The sequence below is a fragment of the Ruegeria sp. HKCCE4148 genome (assembly GCF_017872495.1).
In the GTDB taxonomy this organism is placed as follows: Bacteria; Pseudomonadota; Alphaproteobacteria; order Rhodobacterales; family Rhodobacteraceae; genus Ruegeria.
Genome location: NZ_JAEDOS010000007.1, coordinates 58,751 through 77,856 on the forward strand (window position 1 = coordinate 58,751; position 19,106 = coordinate 77,856).

Annotated in this window: 23 protein-coding genes; 9 read left to right on the forward strand and 14 right to left on the reverse strand. The window is 56.9% G+C overall.

Annotated elements, in window-relative coordinates; all coding sequences use genetic code 11:
• Positions 1 to 35: 35 nt before the first annotated feature.
• The 6 genes from I9187_RS16955 to I9187_RS16980 all read right to left on the reverse strand — a co-directional run bounded on the left by I9187_RS16955 (position 36) and on the right by I9187_RS16980 (position 7,254).
• Entirely contained in the window at positions 36 to 1,130 is a 1,095-nt protein-coding gene (locus tag I9187_RS16955) for a flagellar basal body P-ring protein FlgI (protein ID WP_209509747.1), read from the reverse strand.
• Positions 1,127 to 2,134 (reverse strand): flagellin, encoded by a 1,008-nt coding sequence (locus tag I9187_RS16960; protein ID WP_171181094.1) that lies wholly within the window; start codon positions 2,132 to 2,134, stop codon positions 1,127 to 1,129. Before I9187_RS16960 ends, I9187_RS16955 begins: the two co-directional genes overlap by 4 nt.
• A gap of 2 nt (positions 2,135 to 2,136) precedes the next feature.
• A complete protein-coding gene (gene flgK / locus I9187_RS16965) occupies positions 2,137 to 3,588 on the reverse strand; it encodes a flagellar hook-associated protein FlgK (protein WP_209509748.1) in 1,452 nt (483 codons plus the stop codon).
• Between the two features lie 33 nt (positions 3,589 to 3,621).
• The gene (locus tag I9187_RS16970) at positions 3,622 to 4,917 is read right to left on the reverse strand and encodes a flagellar hook-basal body complex protein (protein ID WP_209509749.1); all 1,296 of its coding nucleotides are present in this window, start codon (positions 4,915 to 4,917) and stop codon (positions 3,622 to 3,624) included.
• Between the two features lie 91 nt (positions 4,918 to 5,008).
• Complete coding sequence (locus I9187_RS16975) at positions 5,009 to 5,848, reverse strand: flagellar motor protein MotB (RefSeq protein ID WP_171621148.1); 840 nt, start codon at positions 5,846 to 5,848, stop codon at positions 5,009 to 5,011.
• A gap of 86 nt (positions 5,849 to 5,934) precedes the next feature.
• A complete protein-coding gene (locus tag I9187_RS16980) occupies positions 5,935 to 7,254 on the reverse strand; it encodes a FliI/YscN family ATPase (protein ID WP_245223267.1) in 1,320 nt (439 codons plus the stop codon).
• A gap of 105 nt (positions 7,255 to 7,359) precedes the next feature.
• On the opposite strand from I9187_RS16980, the gene I9187_RS16985 reads away from it, so the two are divergent.
• From I9187_RS16985 to I9187_RS17025, 9 genes are read left to right on the forward strand one after another with little or no spacing between them, the layout of a single operon-like run.
• On the forward strand, positions 7,360 to 7,746 hold the full coding sequence (locus I9187_RS16985; protein WP_171621146.1) for a FlgB family protein: 387 nt from the start codon (positions 7,360 to 7,362) through the stop codon (positions 7,744 to 7,746).
• Between the two features lie 11 nt (positions 7,747 to 7,757).
• Positions 7,758 to 8,144, forward strand: a complete 387-nt coding sequence (flgC, locus tag I9187_RS16990; RefSeq protein WP_209509750.1) for a flagellar basal body rod protein FlgC — start codon at positions 7,758 to 7,760, stop codon at positions 8,142 to 8,144.
• Between the two features lie 12 nt (positions 8,145 to 8,156).
• Positions 8,157 to 8,447 (forward strand): flagellar hook-basal body complex protein FliE, encoded by a 291-nt coding sequence (fliE, locus tag I9187_RS16995; protein WP_171621144.1) that lies wholly within the window; start codon positions 8,157 to 8,159, stop codon positions 8,445 to 8,447.
• Between the two features lie 4 nt (positions 8,448 to 8,451).
• The gene (locus tag I9187_RS17000) at positions 8,452 to 8,724 is read left to right on the forward strand and encodes a flagellar biosynthetic protein FliQ (protein ID WP_171621143.1); all 273 of its coding nucleotides are present in this window, start codon (positions 8,452 to 8,454) and stop codon (positions 8,722 to 8,724) included.
• On the forward strand, positions 8,724 to 9,434 hold the full coding sequence (locus I9187_RS17005) for a flagellar hook-basal body complex protein (RefSeq protein WP_209509751.1): 711 nt from the start codon (positions 8,724 to 8,726) through the stop codon (positions 9,432 to 9,434). Before I9187_RS17000 ends, I9187_RS17005 begins: the two co-directional genes overlap by 1 nt.
• 21 nt (positions 9,435 to 9,455) lie before the next feature.
• The gene (gene flgG, locus I9187_RS17010; RefSeq protein ID WP_171621141.1) at positions 9,456 to 10,241 is read left to right on the forward strand and encodes a flagellar basal-body rod protein FlgG; all 786 of its coding nucleotides are present in this window, start codon (positions 9,456 to 9,458) and stop codon (positions 10,239 to 10,241) included.
• Entirely contained in the window at positions 10,241 to 10,657 is a 417-nt protein-coding gene (gene flgA / locus I9187_RS17015; RefSeq protein WP_209509752.1) for a flagellar basal body P-ring formation chaperone FlgA, read from the forward strand. Before flgG ends, flgA begins: the two co-directional genes overlap by 1 nt.
• Entirely contained in the window at positions 10,657 to 11,388 is a 732-nt protein-coding gene (flgH, locus tag I9187_RS17020; protein ID WP_209509753.1) for a flagellar basal body L-ring protein FlgH, read from the forward strand. The genes flgA and flgH overlap by 1 nt, the downstream gene beginning before the upstream one ends.
• 9 nt (positions 11,389 to 11,397) lie before the next feature.
• Positions 11,398 to 11,910 carry a flagellar basal body-associated protein FliL gene (locus I9187_RS17025; protein WP_348540130.1) on the forward strand — a complete coding sequence of 171 codons (513 nt, stop codon included), beginning with the start codon at positions 11,398 to 11,400 and terminating at the stop codon, positions 11,908 to 11,910.
• A 13-nt stretch (positions 11,911 to 11,923) separates the two neighbouring features.
• Here the strand turns inward: I9187_RS17025 and I9187_RS17030 are convergent, their stop codons facing one another.
• The 8 genes from I9187_RS17030 to I9187_RS17065 all read right to left on the reverse strand — a co-directional run bounded on the left by I9187_RS17030 (position 11,924) and on the right by I9187_RS17065 (position 19,088).
• Positions 11,924 to 12,307, reverse strand: coding sequence for a hypothetical protein (locus tag I9187_RS17030; RefSeq protein ID WP_209509754.1), 384 nt, complete (start codon positions 12,305 to 12,307; stop codon positions 11,924 to 11,926).
• On the reverse strand, positions 12,304 to 13,392 hold the full coding sequence (locus tag I9187_RS17035; protein WP_171727919.1) for a flagellar type III secretion system protein FlhB: 1,089 nt from the start codon (positions 13,390 to 13,392) through the stop codon (positions 12,304 to 12,306). Before I9187_RS17035 ends, I9187_RS17030 begins: the two co-directional genes overlap by 4 nt.
• Positions 13,389 to 14,138 carry a flagellar biosynthetic protein FliR gene (locus tag I9187_RS17040; protein WP_171727929.1) on the reverse strand — a complete coding sequence of 250 codons (750 nt, stop codon included), beginning with the start codon at positions 14,136 to 14,138 and terminating at the stop codon, positions 13,389 to 13,391. Before I9187_RS17040 ends, I9187_RS17035 begins: the two co-directional genes overlap by 4 nt.
• A gap of 20 nt (positions 14,139 to 14,158) precedes the next feature.
• Positions 14,159 to 16,246 carry a flagellar biosynthesis protein FlhA gene (gene flhA, locus I9187_RS17045; protein WP_171727920.1) on the reverse strand — a complete coding sequence of 696 codons (2,088 nt, stop codon included), beginning with the start codon at positions 16,244 to 16,246 and terminating at the stop codon, positions 14,159 to 14,161.
• 9 nt (positions 16,247 to 16,255) lie between these two features.
• Positions 16,256 to 16,807 (reverse strand): transglycosylase SLT domain-containing protein, encoded by a 552-nt coding sequence (locus I9187_RS17050; RefSeq protein WP_348540131.1) that lies wholly within the window; start codon positions 16,805 to 16,807, stop codon positions 16,256 to 16,258.
• 219 nt (positions 16,808 to 17,026) lie between these two features.
• Positions 17,027 to 17,455, reverse strand: coding sequence for an Lrp/AsnC family transcriptional regulator (locus tag I9187_RS17055; protein ID WP_171181099.1), 429 nt, complete (start codon positions 17,453 to 17,455; stop codon positions 17,027 to 17,029).
• Positions 17,456 to 17,507: 52 nt separating this feature from the next.
• The gene (locus I9187_RS17060) at positions 17,508 to 18,827 is read right to left on the reverse strand and encodes an MFS transporter (protein ID WP_171181100.1); all 1,320 of its coding nucleotides are present in this window, start codon (positions 18,825 to 18,827) and stop codon (positions 17,508 to 17,510) included.
• Between the two features lie 3 nt (positions 18,828 to 18,830).
• A complete protein-coding gene (locus I9187_RS17065; protein ID WP_171181110.1) occupies positions 18,831 to 19,088 on the reverse strand; it encodes a metal-sensing transcriptional repressor in 258 nt (85 codons plus the stop codon).
• Positions 19,089 to 19,106 lie beyond the last annotated feature (18 nt).

Sequence of the window (19,106 nt, forward strand, 5' to 3'; positions counted from 1 at the left end):
CGCAAGGGGCGTGCAATCAGCACGCCCTTCCGCCGTCACCTGACTATGAACTCTGCGTGCAGCGCGCCCGCTGCTTTTATGGTTTTCAAAATGTCGATCATGTCCTGAGGCGACACGCCCAGCGCGTTAAATCCAGCAACCACTTCGGACAGAGTTGTCGCCTCGGGGATTTCGGCAAGACCGGTGCCTTCTTCCTCTTCGATGCCAGCGATGGTGCGGGGCACGACCACTGTTTCACCTCTGGCAAACGGGTTGGGTTGCACTGCAATCGGGGCCTCTTGCACTGTTAACGTCAGATTACCCTGAGAGACAGCAACGCGCGAAATGCGGACCTCTTGACCCATAACGATGGTACCCGACCGCTGATCGACGACCACGCGCGCTTTTGTTTCCGGTTCAACCAGTATGTTTTCGATTCGCCCGATGGCATGGGCCGTTGATACCGCTTGCGTCGCGGCAATGTTAAGTTCAACCGTTCCCGAATCCCGCATGATGGCCACGGCCCTGTTGAACTCGGTATTGATCGCGGATTCGATCCGTGCGGCTGTGGTGAAATCGGGTTCTCTCAGAGCAAGACGCATTTGGGTCAGGGTCGACAGGTCAAAGTCAATTTCACGCTCAACCCGTGCACCAGATGGTATGACGCCCGACGTCGGCACCCCGCGCACCACCGAAGCGGCCTCACCTTCGGCAGAAACGCCGCCCGCCAAAATTGTGCCTTGAGCGACAGCATAAATTTGACCGTCGGCTGCGTTCAAAGGTGTCATGATCAGCGTTCCGCCCAACAGGCTGCTGGAATCGCCGATGGCCGAAACAGTCACATCGATCTGACCGCCCACCCTGGAGAAGGGTGGGAGGCTGGCTGTGACCAAAACCGCTGCCACGTTTTTTGGTCGAAAATCTTCGCCGTTCACGTTGACGCCCAGACGTTCGAGGATGTTGGACATGATTTCTTCGGTGAAGGGGGCATTGCGCAATCCATCACCGGTTCCATTCAAACCTACGACTAGGCCGTAGCCAACCAGATCGTTGCCGCGCACGCCGTCAAAATCGACCAGGTCCTTAAGACGGATTGCCCCCGCCCAAGCCAGGCTGGGAAGGAAGACCAAGATAAGTATCAGCGCCCTCATCTCAGAAAATTCACCAGCGATAGGTTCGCGTTGCGAACAGTTACGGAATACAAGCTTTCCAATTGGAACTGCACAGTTTGCAGTTTTGCCGCCGTTTCATAAGGGTCCGCCGCGATCAGTTCGTTTCGGCTGTATTCAAGGCTGGTGCGAGCAGCCGAATTGCGTGTCGCTGCCTCTTCTATACGGGCCTCCGCCGTGCCGACTTCGGCCCGGAGTTGCACGGTATCATCCTGCGCGTTGGCCAGATCAACACCCAACTGCGTGAACAGCATCGTGCGTTGATCTGGGGAAAGCGCCAATGCGCTGTCTGTGGCCAATGCGGCCACTGCAACGTCCCTGAGGGCGGCTTTGAAAGCCGGGTCCGTTGCAGTGATCGGCAGAGTGACGCTTTCATTTTCTGATACCTGCATCGGGGAAAGCGTGTTGTTCGATCCTTGGTAAATTACGGCGTCAAACCCGGCCGGGTCATTGAACCATGTGTCTGCTGCCAGACGGATATCTGACACAGTCGCAAGCCCGGTCAACTGCGGCCTCAGCGCCGCCAAAAGATCGTCTGATGATTGCAAAGGCGATACGTCGGTGGCCGTGCCGGAAAACAGGCTACGTCCACCGACGCGCGTGTTCAGCGCCGAGATCATCGTGTCCAGTTCGTTTTTCGCCTGCACCGATGCTTGTTCATGGTTCGCAGGCTGATTTGCGGTTCCATAAGCCAACAAGGATGCGGTCATTTCTCCGACAGAATCGCTGAAGGTTGTCAGGCTTAACTGCATGGCATCGGCGAACAGAGCCGCCTCAGATGTTGCTATGCCAAAGGCGTCGAGCCTGGCGAGGCTGCGATCCAAGTCGAGAAGCTGCGAATAATCGCCCCCCAACCGGCCTGAGATATCCTGTACCTGTCCAGTGGACATCTCAAACGAAAGCGTTTCGATCTGTGTTTTTATGTCTGTGGCACGCGTGCGCAAGGTCATACCGCGCGCCAGATCGCCGATAGATGTCAAAGTCATCGTTACAACCTCAGTAGAGTTTCAAGCAATTCATCCACGACCGAGATAACCCGTGCATTTGCGGCATATGTCTGTTCAACCTGCATGAGACGTTGCAGTTCCTGATCTGTGTCTACACCTTGCTCGGCCTCGATCTGGGCCATTTGTTGTTGGGCGCTATTGGCGAAGGCCTGGCGTTGATCTGCTGCATGCGCATGTGCACCCGCTTTAGAGAGCAAAGCCTCGGTCAACTCGGCGGCACGCATGTTTCCTGTACCGAACACTCCGCCAGGTATCGGACGCGCGTCACTCAGGATGTTTCCGAAGGCACTTAGTTGAGCGGCTTGTCCGGGATCACCTGCTGTCACAGCGCCCAGACCCGAACGCAGCTTCCAACTGTCTCCGCCAACGTCAGGATCCACCGTAGAATTGATTGCAATCCGAGAGGCGAGCCCGACAAAAGCGGTAGGATCAAACCGGTTGCCATTGTCGGTAAACAGGCCCGGATCGCTAACCAGGGCGGTGAGGTCCAGCCCCGACGTTTCGAACCGTTCGATCAGGTCGCGGGCAACAGTGTCCAGTTGCATCTGTGCCTCAATAGCCAGTTCATCGCGGATAGTGAACTGGGCCATCAGCGCTCCGCCACGAATCTGTGCGGTGTCACCGCTTGTGCGCACAGGGTTTCCGTTCATCTCCAACCCTGACAGAAGGCCGTTTGCCACCGTCATATGCGGCATGGTCTCACCCGTTGTGGAAAAGGTGAACTCTGACGCTTTGCCCTCCAGCAGTATTAAGCCGCCATCGGAATATAGCGACACCTGATCATTTACGCGCGGCACGACGTTGACCGGAATCATCGTGTTGACTTGATCGATCAGGACATGTCGTTGATCCAACAGGGCACCAATGTCTCCACCCGAGTTTTTAATGGCAGGAATCTTGGCGTTCAGGTCTTCGATATCCTGCAAAGTCCGGTTTAGGTTTTCAACTTGAGCGCCGATCTTGCGATCTGCGTCCGAGCGCGCCTGCCGCACGCCTTCAGATGCTTTATTCAGCGCGTTGGCCAGATCACCTGCCGAGCGCGCGACCTGATCTAGTCGTTCGACCGAATCAGGCAGGCTGGCTGCAGTTATGAAGCTGTTTTCCAAGTCCGACAGGCGCGTGGACAACGAGGACCCGTTTGCTGGAGACCCGACTAGTTGTTCGAAACGCGTATGAAAATCCGAAACTGCGGATTGTAACGCAAGTTCGGCGTCCGTTGACCGTCTGTTGGCGGTTAAAACAGGGTCCTGGTGCCGAACCACCCCAACCGTGCGGACGCCGCTGCCGGAAATCTGGCTGGTTGTCAGTTCAAGGGAACGGCGCGCATAGCCCGGTGTCAGGGCATTTGCGATGTTCCCGGACACCACAGAGGCCCCTCGGCTGGCCGCTGTCAGCCCACCCAATGCATTGTTGAGTGCCGTCGACATGTTCATGAGGCTGCTCCTTTCCTTTGATCAGACACTGGTTCAGCGTTTCAGATTCGTCGTTTCCTGCAGCATCTCATCCACCGTCTGGATCACCGTGGCGCTTGATGAATAAGCGCGCTGTGTCTGGATCAGAGAGGTGAGTTCGGTGGCGACGTCCGTAGTTGATTCTTCGCGGGCGAAGGAAACAAGATCTCCGGTCGGGCCGTCGCCTGCGTTCCACAGAAAGAATGTGCCGCTTTCACGTGACGGGGCGTAGGTCTGACTGTCCAACGCCGTCAGGCCATTGGGATTGGGCACGTCCGCGAGAGGAATCTGAAACATCCGGCGGCTGACGCCAGTATCGTAGAACGCATAGACATAGCCATTTTCATCCACTTGAACGCTAGTCATTGTACCAACGGCGGAACCATCTCGTGTGATCGAAACCGGTGCAAAGGTGTCAGAGAGCTGGGTTATTCCATCGTCATCGCCGATCATGCCGATATTTATCTCCATTGGACCGCCGGCAACGTTGACCATGACGCTGCCGGTCGTTGGGTCGTATGCGCCACCTGATACTGCCGCGACACTGGCCAGAGTGCCGCCTGCGGTTCGGTTGTCGGTGAAAGTTAGTGTGTATTCCCCGATGATTGCGCCGCCAGAGGCGGAATCGCGCAGAACCATAGTCCATTCATTGCTGCTGCCGGTCGCCGGAACGGTTGGGATCAGCTGGATATCAACGCTTTCGGATTTGCCAAGGTTGTCAAAATACTCGACCGACAAAGGTTGAACGTCGCCCGGAGCGCCCGCATCGGTCGCGGTGGCGGGCAAGTTCATGCGCAGGTTCATTTCTGTTGTTGGGGCGCCTGAGAGCTGATTGACGCTCAGTTGAATGGGTTCAAGTGCAGCGGGTGTGTCGCGGGGTACAGACGGAATGGTCCCATCCGGACCAGCGCGCCATCCTAGAAGAACAAGGCCGGATTCGGTTACCAGATACCCTTCTTCGTTGGTGCGGAACGATCCGGTTGTGGTCAAAAGCATTTCGTTCGAGTTATTGCCGATTTGCGAACTAGGGCGCACTGGCAACATCCCGCGCCCGCGAACCGCGAGGTCGGTGGAGTTGCTGGTTGTTACCAAGGGTCCGCGCTGATCAATCATGCGCTGGCTTGTCGTGCGCACGCCACCTGCCGAATAGCTGCCACCTTGACCCGATGTGACCATAGAATGAAAATCCGTCTCGACCCGCTTGTACCCATAGGTCGAGGAATTCGCGATGTTGTCGGAAATCGTTGCCAGCCTGTTGGCGTTGGCTTTCAGCGCTGCCACGCCGGCATTGAGCGAAGAGGAAATGGTCATGGGCGCGCCCTTCTGTTGCGTCAGTCGTTGATGCAACAGGTAACGCGCTGCCCCTTAACAGCGCGCTAACATGTAAAATGCGTTCTATCCTTTAGGGGTGACGCAGGAAGATCACTTCGACCCTGTTGTTCCGCGGGGCCATTGGGTTTTTAGCAAATAACTCACGGTCTGCATGGCCGGTGACGCGATCCATCCGCCGTGCCGTCACGCCCTTGTCCTGCAGCAACTGGCGCAGTTTTTGCGCTCGTGCAGTAGACAGATCCCAGGCGGTGTTGCGGGCCTGTACAACAGGCGAGGCGCTGACATGGCCTTCAACGGCGATCGAATTTGTCACTAAATCCGAGGATCGGGCGATGATCAGGGCCAGCGCGCGCAGGAAGCGGGTTGGCGTGTCGGATCCCGATTCGAACAATGCCTGATCCTCGGTGTCAAAGAGTTCGACGACAAGTCCTTCGTCAGTGACGCGTGTGACAATGTGCTTGAGCAGCTTGTCCGACACATCGCTTTCGCCGGTGCGGCCAAGCAGTTGGGCTTCAAGCGTCGAGAAGTCTTCCTTGTTCCCTTTGCCGCCACCCTGTGCATCCACGCCGACGGACCCACGGGCCAGGCGCGACTCGGTTGCGTACTTGGTTATAGCCCCTTGGCCGTCCCGCAGCAGCGTGTCTTCTGACAGCATACTGTCGCCACCAAAAGCGCCGTCACCGCCCCCGGATTCCGGGCTCAGCGGGATTGTCGGCGCGAAGTAATCCGCCAACCCCTTGCGTTGTTGTTCCGTTGTTGCGTTCAGCAGCCACATCAACATGAAGAAGGCCATCATGGCCGTAACAAAGTCGGCATACGCGACTTTCCACGCGCCGCCATGATGGCCATCGCCACCTGACACACGCTTCTTCTTGATGATGATTGGCGCCGCGTTTGTTTGCGCACCCATCTCCACCACCTTTTTATCACCCAACTCTGTGACTAGCAGCGGAGGACTTAAGGTGGCCTTAACACTTAAAACTGTTCAGAATTCGCTTAACGCGGTACCCCGACCGATGCGCGGCGCAGAATCAGAGACAGTCGACTAAAGCTGTTTTCGATCCCTTCGGAATCCGGTTTACCGAAAAACGAATCCAATTCGTCGTGAACGCGCACGGCCTGATCCAAAAGCGGGTCTGACCCTTCGGCATATAGCCCGGCCTTTATCATCACTTCTGACTGTTCGTAGCTTCCGACAAGTCTGCGTGTTTCCGAAATCATATGGTTTTCCGCCTCGGACGCCGCCCCCGGCAAACTGCGGGACACGGACCTGCTGAGATCGATGGCGGGGAAACGCCCACGTTCGGCGATGTCACGGCTAAGCACGATATGCCCGTCCAGCACGCCGCGCAGAATGTCTGCGACAGGTTCATCCATGTCCGATCCGGCCACCAGCACGCTGAACACGGCGGTGATATACCCCTGATCCTGCGCGCCCGGTCCTGCGCGTTCACACAGATTGGCGATCAGGGGTGTGACCGAAGGCGGATACCCGCGCAGAGACGGCGTTTCCCCCATGGCGACGGCAATTTCCCGGTGTGCTTCAGCAAAACGGGTCACTGAATCGGCCAGAAACAGGACGTTCAGGCCCTGATCGCGCAGGAATTCTGCTGTCGACATCGCTGACCAAGCGCAGCGCCTGCGGGACAAGGCCGATTGGTCCGAAGTCGCTGCCACCACGATGGTCCGCTGCATGGCCTCCGGACCGATGGCATGGGCAACAAATTCATTTACTTCGCGCCCCCGCTCACCAATCAGTGCAACTACGACTGCATCCGCCCGCATGGAGCGTGCCAGAGTTGACAGGAGCGTCGATTTCCCAACGCCCGACCCGGCAAACAACCCGACCCTCTGACCGCGCACGATCGGTAGCATTGTGTTTAGAACGGACAACCCCGTGGCCATCCGCTCTCCCAACGGTTTGCGTGTTACAGCTGGCGGCGGGGCCTGCATGATATCGCGGTCCTGCGCCCCGTTCAGCAGAGGTTTCCCGTCAAGCGGTTTGCCAAATGGATCGATAACACGCCCCAACCAGTGCAGGCCCGGTGCGAAACCCGGAGAGGGGTCAAGATACACGCGGTCCCCCAGACTGACACCATCTGGTGCGGCGCCTGGCATCATATGAACATGATCCGCATCCACATGCAGCACTTCACCTGAGACATCAGGCCCCGAGCGCCGCTGCAATGTAAGCAGGTCGCCAATTCGCGCGTGACTGTTCAGGCCGCTGATCTCGATCAGACCCTGCGCGACGCCACTGACCAGCCCCACATGACGGACCGCAGTCATCCTGTCGAATTCATGTTTCAGAAGCATCGGGTCGAGATCTGACATCGTGGGTTCTCCAACTGAGTTCTGAAAACGGTTTCTAAAGGAATCGGGGTTAAGCCTTGATTGAAATTGATCGAGGGAGAAGCCCCGATGTTCTATGACCTGAACGTCTTTAAGACCGCGTACGCAATGGCAACCCATGCCGGGCAACGGCAGGCGGTCATTGCGCGCAACATGGCCAATGCGGATACACCCGGCTACCAGCCGCGCGATATAGAATCTTTCAAGACAGCTTTCGAAATCTCACAACGTGAAACGACTATGAGCGCCACGCGTCAGGGTCATCTGCACAGAGGTTCTGATGCGAAAAGCTGGGCCGAGTTCGATGCCGTCCCTTCTGGCGATCCTAACGGCAACGGCGTTTCCCTTGAAGAAGAGATGCTGAAATCGGTCGATGTTAAGCGCCAGCATGACCGGGCTTTGGCTATTTACAAGTCATCCATGAATATCCTGCGTACCAGCCTGGGTCGTGGCTAAGAGGAAAGAAGATGAGCGATTTTTCCCACTCTCTGACCGCATCCGCCAGCGCCCTGCGTGCGCAGGCCGCCCGCTTGCGGCATGTGTCCGAGAATATTTCGAACGCCGATACGCCGGGCTACCGGCGCAAAACGGTGCCATTTGAAACTGTACAAAAAGACGGTCGCGACATGGTGCAGGCCGGCCGTGTCACGTTTGATCGGCGTGACCTAAGCAGAATCTACGACCCTGGCCATCCGATGGCTGATGAAAGCGGCCACTATCAGGGATCGAATGTCGATCTGATGATCGAAATCGCCGACGCGCGCGAAGCGCAGCGCAGCTACGAAGCCAATCTCAAGATGTTTGATCAGACGCGGCAGATGTCGTCGTCGTTGATGGAATTGCTCAGAAAATAAAGGACAGCCAGAATGGACATCCGATCCCTGACCGCCGCACAGAACTATACCGGCGCACGCCCCGCGACACAGGCCGATCCCGAACACACCGGGACGACGCAGGGGCTTCAGGCCAGTTTTCAGGACTTTGCGGCCACGTTGAAACACAGCGAGCAGATGTCTCAGGCCGCGATGGTCGGACAAGCCGATCCGCACGCATTGGTGCAGGCGCTGGCGCAAACCGAACTGGCTGTCGAGACAGCCGTGATCGTGCGCAACAAGGTGGTCGAGGCTTATCAGGAAATCCTGCGGATGCCGGTCTGACACGATGCTGAGCGAAGGTCTTTTCTATGACATTGTGCGCCAGGCCCTTTGGGTTGCGGTGATCACATCGGTCCCGATTCTGGCTGTCGCCTTGGTCTCGGGCTTGATTGTCGGCTTGTTTCAGGCGCTGACGTCGATTCAGGAAATGACACTGACTTTCGTTCCCAAGCTGATCGCCATCGTTGTCGTATTCTGGATTTCGATGGGGTTCATGACCCAGACTCTGGTGACGTTCTTCACCGGAACGCTCGTCCCTTTGATTGCAGGAGGTCGCTGATGGACACCGCTTATGTTACCTTGTCCCGCCAATCCGGTTTGATGAACGAAATGCGATTGGTGGCAAATAATATCGCCAATGCGAACACGACTGGCTATCGCCAGCAAGGTCTTGTGTTTTCCGAGTTCATTCAGGGCATGCCAAAAAGCCCGTCGCTTTCCATGAGCCGGGCCGAAGCCCGCAACACGTCGTTGCAACAGGGGGTGTTGACGGAAACCGGTGGGCAGTTTGACTTCGCGATCGAAGGCGCTGGTTTTTTTATGGTTGAAACGCCGGACGGGAATCGGTTGACGCGGGCTGGCAGTTTCTCGACCAACGCAGAGGGGGATCTGGTGGCCCTGGATGGCGCGCGCGTGTTGGACGCAAATGGCGCGCCGGTTTTCATCCCGCCCGATGTCGTCACGATAGACGTTGGCAGCGACGGAACCCTGAGTGTCGATGGGCAATTATTGGGGCAGCTGGGGGTGTTCAACATCGCCGACCCTAAAGATCTAGTCCGCGAAGGAAACACACGCTTCCGCACGGATGAGGCCATAGATCCGGTTGACGAACCGATTGTTTTGCAACGCTTTCTCGAAGGCTCAAACGTCAATGCCATTGAGCAGGTGACGCGCTTGGTTGAAATCCAGCGCGCTTACGAACTGGGGCAAAGTTTTCTGGAAAGCGAAGACGAGCGGGTGCGCGGGGCGCTTAACGCCCTGATGCGCTGATCTGAATAAGGAGAGTGTTAAATGCGAGCCCTAAAAATTGCCGCCACCGGCATGTCCGCGCAACAGATGCGTGTCGAGACGATTTCGAACAACCTGGCGAATATGAATACCACTGGCTACAACGCCCGACGGGCCGAGTTTGCGGATTTGCACTATCAACAGATGGCCCGGGCCGGGGCAGTGAACGCGTCGGATGGAACGGTCCTGCCCACTGGTATCCAGCTGGGTCTGGGTGTGCGGCCTGCCGCCGTGACGGTGCAATTGGAGCAGGGTGCGCTGTCGGCGACCGGCAGTGATCTGGACGTGGCGATTGAAGGGCGCGGCTACTTGGAGGTGACGCTTCCCAGCGGTCAGACCGCCTATACTCGCGATGGTAGTCTGAAACGTTCGGCTGAAGGGCTAATCGTGACCTCTGATGGATTTGCGGTTTCGCCCGAAATCACCGTCCCTGACGATGCGCGCTCTATTTCGATCAACGCGGGCGGCGAGGTTTACGCCTATTTTGACGACGCTCCCGAAGGTCAGCTGTTGGGAGAATTTGCGCTTGCCAGTTTCTCGAATGCCAAGGGGCTTGAGGCAATCGGAAGCAATTTGTTCAAGGAAACCGAAGCCTCAGGTGCGCCCGTTTTGGGCACGCCTGGTGAAGACGGGCTGGGAACAATAAGGCAGGGCTATCTGGAGGACAGCTCGGTCGACGCGGTGCGCGAGGTGACAGAACTGATCGAGGCGCAGCGTGGTTATGAAATGAATGCCAAAGTCATTTCGGCAGTCGATCAGATGATGAGCGCAACAACACAGGTGCGCTAATGCAACGTCTTTTAGCGGCCCTGACGATCTTGATACCCTGTGTTGCGCAGTCTGACATCGTGGTTTCAACCCGAACGATCCGGGCAAAAGAGATCATTGTCGCAGCAGATCTTGAGATGAAGCCGACGGAGGTCGCTGGTGCAGTAAAGGATCCCGAGGCCTTGATCGGGCAGGAAGCCAGGGTGGCTCTTTACCCCGGCAGACCCATTCGTGACACGGATGTTGGTCCGCCCGCCGTTGTTGACCGCAACGATCTGGTGATTTTGGTGTTTAACAGCCAACCCTTGTCTATCACCACCGAGGGTCGAGCCCTCGGGCGCGGCGCAATCGGCGAGCGCATTCGGGTGATGAATCTTTCGTCTCGAACAACGGTAACAGGCCGAATCCGCCCAGATGGCCAAATTGAGGTGCAGTGATGTCAAGACTTCCAAAAACTCTTCTTTTGACCGTGTTTGCTTTGTCTGCGTGCGGGCGTCTGGACCATTTGGGAAAACCGCCAAGTTTCACCCCTAACGAGGACTCGCCTGAACAGGTAGCCATGCTGTGGCCGGGCCTGCCGTTACACACGCAACCCCAGCGAAATGTGGATCGTTCATCGCTCTGGAGTGGCGGTCAGCAATCTCTGTTGGGCGATCAGCGGGCGATCAAAAAGGGAGATATTCTGACCGTCGTCATCGAATTGGATGAAGAGGCCGAGATATCCAATGACACGCGACGCTCCAGATCCGGGTCGGAAGAGCTTGGGGCGGGAAGCTTCTTTGGCCTGCCGCAGTGTGTGCAAAAAAACCTGCCGGAAGGCGCGTCATTGGACGAAGCCGTCGCGATCGAATCGGATTCTTCAAGCTCTGGTCGCGGATCGGTTCGGCGGAACGAAAAGCTGACCTTGCGCGTGGCCGCAACGGTGCTGGATGTGCTGCCGAACGGGGTTTTGGCCATCTCGGGATCACAAGAGCTGCGCGTCAATTTTGAACTACGCGAGCTTTTGGTGGCTGGCTATGTCCGCCCTCAGGACATCTCACGCCAGAATGAAATCACCTATGACAAGATCGCGTCGGCGCGTGTGTCCTATGGTGGCCGTGGGCAGATTACGGATGTCCAACAACCTCGGTACGGCCAGCAAATTCTTGATTCTCTTCTTCCGTTCTGAGGTGCAGGTGTGATCGCAAAACTGATTCCAGTTCTTTTCCTGGTTGTTGGACTGGGGGCGGGTGCCGGCGCCGGGCTATACCTGGCTCCGGCGCAAAAGCCCGAGGATGCCACAACCGACAAGGATGCAGCGCTTAAGGGAAATGACAAAGGCAAAGAGCAGGGCAAGCCCAAGACGTCGAAAAAGAATGATGGCGGCGGATCAGAGTTTCTGAAGATGATCAAGCAGTTTGTTGTTCCGGTCGTGAAAGATGACTCGATAGACGCCATGGTGACTTTGACTCTGAGCCTCGAGGCTGATCCCTCGATCACAGACAGGTTCTATGCAATTGAACCAAAACTGCGGGATCGTTTCCTTCAGGTTTTGTTTGATCATGCAAATTCAGGTGGGTTCGACGGCGTTTTCACAGAATCCGGTAATCTGGACATCCTGCGAAAATCCTTGTTGGAAGTCGCGCGTAAAGATCTGGGCGATAACGTCACAGAAGTGCTGATCATGAGCGTAAACCGGCAAGACGTCTGAAAAAGCTTGGTTTTTATTCGACCAGCTTTCGGGCGGCTTTGAGGCAGTGTTTCTGATGAAATTTCTCCCCCAGAGCTTCGACGGCTTGTTTACGCCCAAACGCAAAGCGAAGCGCTTCGATCGCCGCAAGTTTTTGCGCTCGAATCTGGGCAAGTTGCATATTGAGCTGGCGCCGTGTGGCGGACTCCCACCCGTTCCACAGAATGTCGGTTCCGGAAACTTGGTATCCTTCGGTTTTGTCGCTTTCCGTTCGCACTTGACTCAGCTGCAAATCCAGTTTTGCAAGCTGTTGCCGAACCCTCGCCTCAGCGTCCAGGATCGGCCGCAATTCCTGAAACTTTTTTTGAAATGTGGCCTCTGTCACTTTTTCCAAAGCCGGGATTTGGGTGTGTTTCATCGGATCTGCTCCTTGGCGCGTTTTCGCATTGCTTCGGCAAACCGGATCGCAGCCGCCACGGGCCGATAATACTCTTCGGCGATTTCCTGCCCTATCTCGACAGTTGCGTGAAGCGCGCGGGCTGTGGGTGGATCCGAGTGGATCGGAACCCCGGCTTCGCTTGCGGCGGTTCGAATGGCTGCTGCTACTTCGTCGACTCCTTTGGCGACGCAAACGGGTGCGCTGCCGATAGTTCGGCACCATTTCAACGCAACTGCAAAATGGGTGGGGTTGACGATCACGACATCTGCGCCGGGCACATCTGACATCATCTGGTTGGTGGCAATTTCTTGCGCGCGCTGACGGCGGTGCTGTTTGACATGAGGGTCACCTTCGGCGTCTTTGGTTTCGTCTTGGATTTCCTTGCGCGACATACGGTTTTTGCGCATATGCTCGGCGTATTGCCACAGAAAATCGACGACCCCGATGACCAGGGCAATGGCGATCACGATAAACAAAAAACGAAACAATAGGTTCATCATCAACAGGATGGATGACTTGGCCGGTGCCGCGCTGGCCGACAGTATTTCGGTCAGGTTTGCTTTGAGAAACAGCGCAAGACACGTGCTGTAGATCACCAGCTTGATCGCACTTTTGGCGAATTCAAAAAGCCCGCCGCGGCCAAACTTGTTCTTGGCATTCGACGCAAGCGAGATGCGTGAGAGCTTTGGTTTCAGTTTGCTTGGGGCAAATATCAAGGCGCGCTGGGCGATCAGGTTCAACAACACGGCCGCTGCCGGCAGGCAAAACAGCAAGGCCACAGGCATCAAAGCCCCTTTTAAAATCCCCGCAGTCGGAGCGTTTGAAGGCCCATCTGTCAAAAGCCGCGCAATCTGGTCGGATTGTTCGATCAAAACCATGAACACGGTGCCCATTTGTTCGACAGTGTATTTCCCAGCCGTCATGAGCGCGATCAGTAACCCGGTGTACGCGGCCACGACGGACAAATCATTGGATTTGGGAACTTCACCCTTTTCGCGCGCTTTTTGCAGCTTTTGCGGTGTCGGTTCGTAAGATTTGTCACTGTCGTCGCCGCCCCCACTCATGGCTGCGGTCCGACCGGGTTCATAAAAAACGCCATCAGCGCGTCAGACCACACCGAAAGGATTAGCGGTGTACCGGCAAACAGCAGGAACAGCCCGGCAAAAGTGATTGCGGGTGCACCTACGAAAGCGACCATCAGCTGTGGCATGGCCCGGTTGATGACGCCCAGCGCCAGATTGTAGATCAATGAGGCGATGACAAAAGGCGTGGCCAGAGCAAAGGCCAACCCAAAACTATGTGTAATCTGCTGAACACCCCAGCGCGAGATATCGGCAGCCCCAGGAAGCAAGCCGGCTGGAAACAACGTGTAACTGTGGATCAAGAACTGCGCAGCCCGCACATGCAGCCCCATAATGACGGCGAGTGTCAAACCAGCCAGCGTCAAGAGATATCCCATGGCGGGAACCGGATCGACAGATGCACCGCCAAGAAGCTGGGACAGGGAGGTGGACTGAGCCGCGATGGATCCCGCCGTTTGTAAGGCTAGGACGAACAGACGCAATCCAATCCCAAGGGCGAACCCAATCAGGACCTCGGTTCCGACCAGGCGCACCACTGTCAAAAGACTGGTTTCGAAGGAGATAGCTGAAATAGCAGGCAGAATGATCAAGGTAAACGCGATGGAAATGCCAAGTTTGACCCGTGTGGGAATACTGCGCTCACCAAAGGCAGGCAGCAGCGAAACAAGCGCTGAAACGCGCAAGAACACGACAAAGGCTTGCCACAGAGTGTCGGATAGCTGCGACATCAATTCTGGCGGCAGAGCAATCACGTCGGGACGGTTCCGACCATGGCGGGTTTGGCTTCCAGACCGATTTCTTCGAAGGACAGAACGGGGTTGGTGATGCCACGTGCGTGCATGATTGTGCGCAACAATCGCCGCCGCCGGGTCGAAGTCACAACAGCAGGGAACAGGCCGCTATCGGCGGATTTGGCGACGCTGCTGACCACGCCGTCAGCCAGTTTGTTGAACAAGTTTGGCGGCAGTGCGACATCCAGCCCGGCATTGGGCGCGTCGATCTGGTAGGTGGCAAACGTGTCCTCCCATTCAGGGTCCAACTGGATCAGTGGGATCGAGCCATCCTCGCGCTTCATGTCGGCAACCAATTGGAAGCCAAGGCGTTGACGCACCAGCTCAAAGATGCCTTCAGGTTGGGTTGTGGTCAGTCGCGCTTCGGCCACGCTTTCCAGGATTAGGGCCATGTTTCGGATCGACACGCGTTCATCGAGCAACAGGCGCAGAACCGCGTGCAGGGTGTCGATGGGCACCTTGTCCGGGATCAGTTCGTCCAACAGTTTTCGGTTGGCTTCGGCGCGCACCGGGTCACTGAGCCGGGTCATTTCGGACAGCAGGCGACGCAGGGACTTCAACGTCAGCAGGCGCGAGAAATTCTGTTTGATGATCTCAAGAAGATGGGTGGCCAAAATCTCGGGAGGCGAGACGATGGTAGCGCCGCTCAGCGCCGCGTCTTCCTGATCTTTCGGAAGAATCCAGCGGGCAGGTGCGCCATAGACGGGCTCGGTCACATCGTTGCCTTCTGGAAGCAGATCAAACCCGTCCTGTACAAGGGCCAAAACAAGATCCGGATTGAGAACGCCGCGCGCCTGTTCGACACCGTGAACCTTGATCACATAGGTCCCGGTTGGCAGATCGGCGCGGTCCGTCAGACGTATTTCAGGCAGGATCAACCCAAAGGTTGACGCCACATAGGTGCGCATATTGGCGATCCGGGCATCTAGGCCAGTACCTGGGTTCAGCACCATGCTGACCAGATCGGGGGCGAACTCAAGGTGCACATCGTCCAAATCAAGGATATCTCCGATGGCCTGAGTAATTGGTGTATCCGTTTCGGTCGCGGGCAGCTGCGCCGCGGTTTCTTCCTCTTGCCGTTTGCGATGGACGGAATAGGCCGCGTATCCCAAGACACCTGCCCCAAGAATGAAGGGCAGAAACGGTAGTCCGGGCACCAACGCAAACAGGACCATCAGAACCGCCACTGTGGACAGGGCCGCCGGGTGGCGGCCCAACTGCGAGAAGATGGCGTTGTCCGTAGCCCCTTGCGTGCCGCCGCGTGCCAGCAACAAAGCGGAAGCGATAGAGATGATCACGGCCGGAATTTGCGACACCAACCCGTCGCCAACGGTCAGGATCGCATAAGTCTCGAACGCCGATGCCACGGGCATTCCGTGCACGATTACGCCCATGATCAGACCCATCACAAGGTTCAGCAAAGTGATCAGCAGACCGGCAATGGCGTCACCCTTGACGAATTTCGACGCACCGTCGAGCGAGCCGAAAAACGTTGTTTCCTGCTGTTCGCGTTCGCGTCTTTCCTTGGCCTGCTGGTGGTCAATGGCCCCGGCGGACATGTCACTGTCGATGGCAAGCTGTTTGCCCGGCATCCCGTCCAGGGCAAAACGCGCGCCGACCTCGGCCATCCGGGCCGCACCTTTGGTGATGACCATGAAGTTTACAATCAACAGGACGCCAAACACCACAAGGCCCAGAAAAATACTGCCGCCCATGACGAAATTGGCAAACCCTTCGATCACATCACCCGCCGCGTTTGGGCCGGTATGTCCTTGCCCGATGATCAGTTTTGTCGAGGACACATTCAGCGACAACCGCAGCATAAGGGATGCCAGAAGGATCGTTGGGAAGGACGAAAAATCCAGAGGTCTTTCGATGAACAGGGTCAGTGTGAAAATCAGGATGGCCAAGGCAAACGATGCGGCAAGCCCCACATCCAGCACCCAGGCTGGCATCGGAAGGATCATCATTACGATGACCGTCATCAGAGCCAGTGCCAGAAGAACTGTGGGTGAAAACAGGGATCGGGCGTCGATTTTGGGCACACGAAACTCCTAGTTGAACGCGATAAATGCGGTGGCGGCGCCCGCGGTCGGGACCAAAGAGCCCAATGCCCCACCGTGCTTCACGCTTGACCGCAGGGGGATCAAAGGTGTTCCTGTCCCGGTGAACGGATCGCGTGACATGGCTGCAAGCCGAGGCGAGGTCTCGCCGCTAAGCTGGGCCAGCACGGCCTGAAACCGCCCCGTGTACGCTTTGGCCAGCGATTCCGTACGGGAGTGATAGGCCCCGGCGGCAGCGGGCCACGTGCCAAGCTCGGTATACAGGGCTTTCAGGAAGCGGGCGGCGTAGCTGGCGTTCTCATCGGGGTCGAACATCGCGTCGATCGAGCGGAAGTCTTTTCCGTGCCAGCGGTAGTTGATCTGGAAACAGCCGACATCAAAGCTGCGCGCACCTGCTTTGAAGATCTTGAAAACATGGGCTTTGGCTTCATCTTCGGTCGTGAACCAGTATCCCTGACCTTCGGCGTTGATGGTCCATGGCCAGGGTGAAAAATGCCCCGCCAGTGTACGGCCGGTTTCAACACGTGAGATTGCGCGCAACACGTCCAGAGGCACCCCTTCGGACAAAGCCGCACGTTGCGCGGCTTGATCGCACAGATCCCGTGTATGGGCATTGGCGCGGCAAACACTGCCTCAGCCAGCGCGCCAAGCAGGAACATGATGAAAAACGAAAGCTTTCGAATTGGCATTCTGCCGGTCCGGGATTCTGAACTGTCCCGGCCAAGCTAGCCAATAATCGGTTTACAGAGGGTTATCGCCGCTTCAGTTTCGATCGATCCTGCGCCCAAAGACAACGCTGGTATTGGTGCGCAGGACGCCGGGAATCTTGGCCAGGTCGTCGACCAGAATGTCCAGATCTTCCAACCGGGGTGCTTCAGCCGAAAGCATAAGGTCGAATTCACCGTTGATTGACAGACACAATTTGACTTCGGGGTAGGCTTCGAGCCGTTTGATGATGCGGGTCGTTTCTTTTTGCTGCACCTCCAGCATGACGATCACCTGAACCTTGGGTGTATCTTCCGTCGCCCCAAGGCGCACGGAATACCCCGTGATGATGCCGCGCTGTTCCATCCGGTTGATCCGCTCATGTACCGTCGTGCGCGCGACGCCCAGTGTGGCTGCGATCTGTGTTGTCGATGCACGCGCATTGGCTTGCAGTGCGGCGATGATGCGACGGTCTAGCTGGTCCATTGGGGCTCCGGTATGCTATGACTCCGGGTTTAGTTCAGATCGAAGCTCTTGCTCAAGGCTCACGCGGGAAGTGCGGGTGCAGGTCGTCAATGACAATTGGATGCACATGCGGGCCTGACCCGGCCAGGTGCGGGTGATCGGGCGGTAAATCCGGATGATCGTGAAGGATCGGTTCCTGATCAAGCCGCGGCCAAAGGCTGATTGCACCTACAACGCCCACCACGGACAATGTCGCCATGCTGCTGAGGGTAACGGTCGGCCCGTACACGGTCATCAGCCATCCTGCCAGTGGGTAAAGAACCAACCAGCAGCCATGCGACAGGGTGAACTGTGCGGCGAACACGGCAGGGCGGTCTTCGGGCTGCGCCGACCGGGTTAATAAGCGGCCCGAAGGTGTGAGCGTTGTGGAATATCCGAAACCTGTAAAGGCCCACAACAGGGTCAGCAGACCCAGTGACAAGGGAACAGTTGCTGCAAGAACCGCAGCGACGGCCATCGATCCTGTAGCAAAAACGGCCCCCGAGAGCATGACGCGACGGTCTTCGATCCGATCCAGAAGGCGAGGCAAAGTAAAGGCTGCCAGCATCGATCCGCCTCCGAACCCGGCCAAGGCTATGGCCACGGCGCTTTCCGACAGGCCCAGATTGGCGCGCACGATGACCACAGTGTTGACGATAACCGTCGAACTCAACGCGGCTGCGCTCCAACTGAGCGAAAGCAACCCACGCAACCGGGGTGTCCTCAGATAAATGCGAATGCCGCGTGTCGTGCGGTCATAAATGCCGCGGGGTTTGGTTGGCCTTGGAGAAGGCAGCCCGACTGAAATCACAAGTAAAGCAGAAGCCAAAAAACCCAATGCAGTGCCCCAGAACAGGCTGTTGAAGCTGACAAGCAGCAGCAGGGTTGCGGCAAACATGGGGCTGAGCAAGCTTTCCATGTCATAAGCCAGGCGCGACAGAGACAACGCGCGTGTGTATTCAGCCTCATCAGGTAACACGTCAGGAATCGTTGCCTGAAAGGCAGGCGTGAATCCCGCCGAGGCTGATTGTAGTACGAAAATCAATACATAGACCTGCCAGACTTCAGTTACAAAAGGCAGGCATACCGCAACAGCAGCGCGGATAAGGTCCAGAAAAACCAGCATTTTGCGACGATCCAGGCGTTCGGCAAATGCGGCCGCCAATGGGGCGACGGTGACATAGGCCACCATCTTGATCGTCAACGCGGTGCCCAGCACAAGGCCAGCGGCGTCCCCTGCCAGTTCAAAAGCAAGCAAACCCAACGCAACCGTGGCCAACCCGGTTCCGGTCAGGGCGACGATCTGGGCGAGGAACAGGTGGCGGTAGGTGCGGTTTCTAAGAATGCTCAGCATGGTTCAAAGGTATTTCGTAATCGTTTTGAAGTCTTCGATCCCGCTGCCACCGTCTTCAGAAGACAGGCAATGGTCGATATGATCATGGATCAAAGCGCGCTTGGCATTGGTGACGGCCCTTTCAACAGCGAAAAGCTGTTGTGCGACGTCTGAACAGGGGGCGTGTTCTTCCAGCATGGCAATGACCTTGGCCAAATGACCGTGGGCGCGTTTCAGCCGGGCCGTGATTTGTGGGTGCGACTCATGTTTGTGATTTGGCATGATTTATCCTTATCCCCC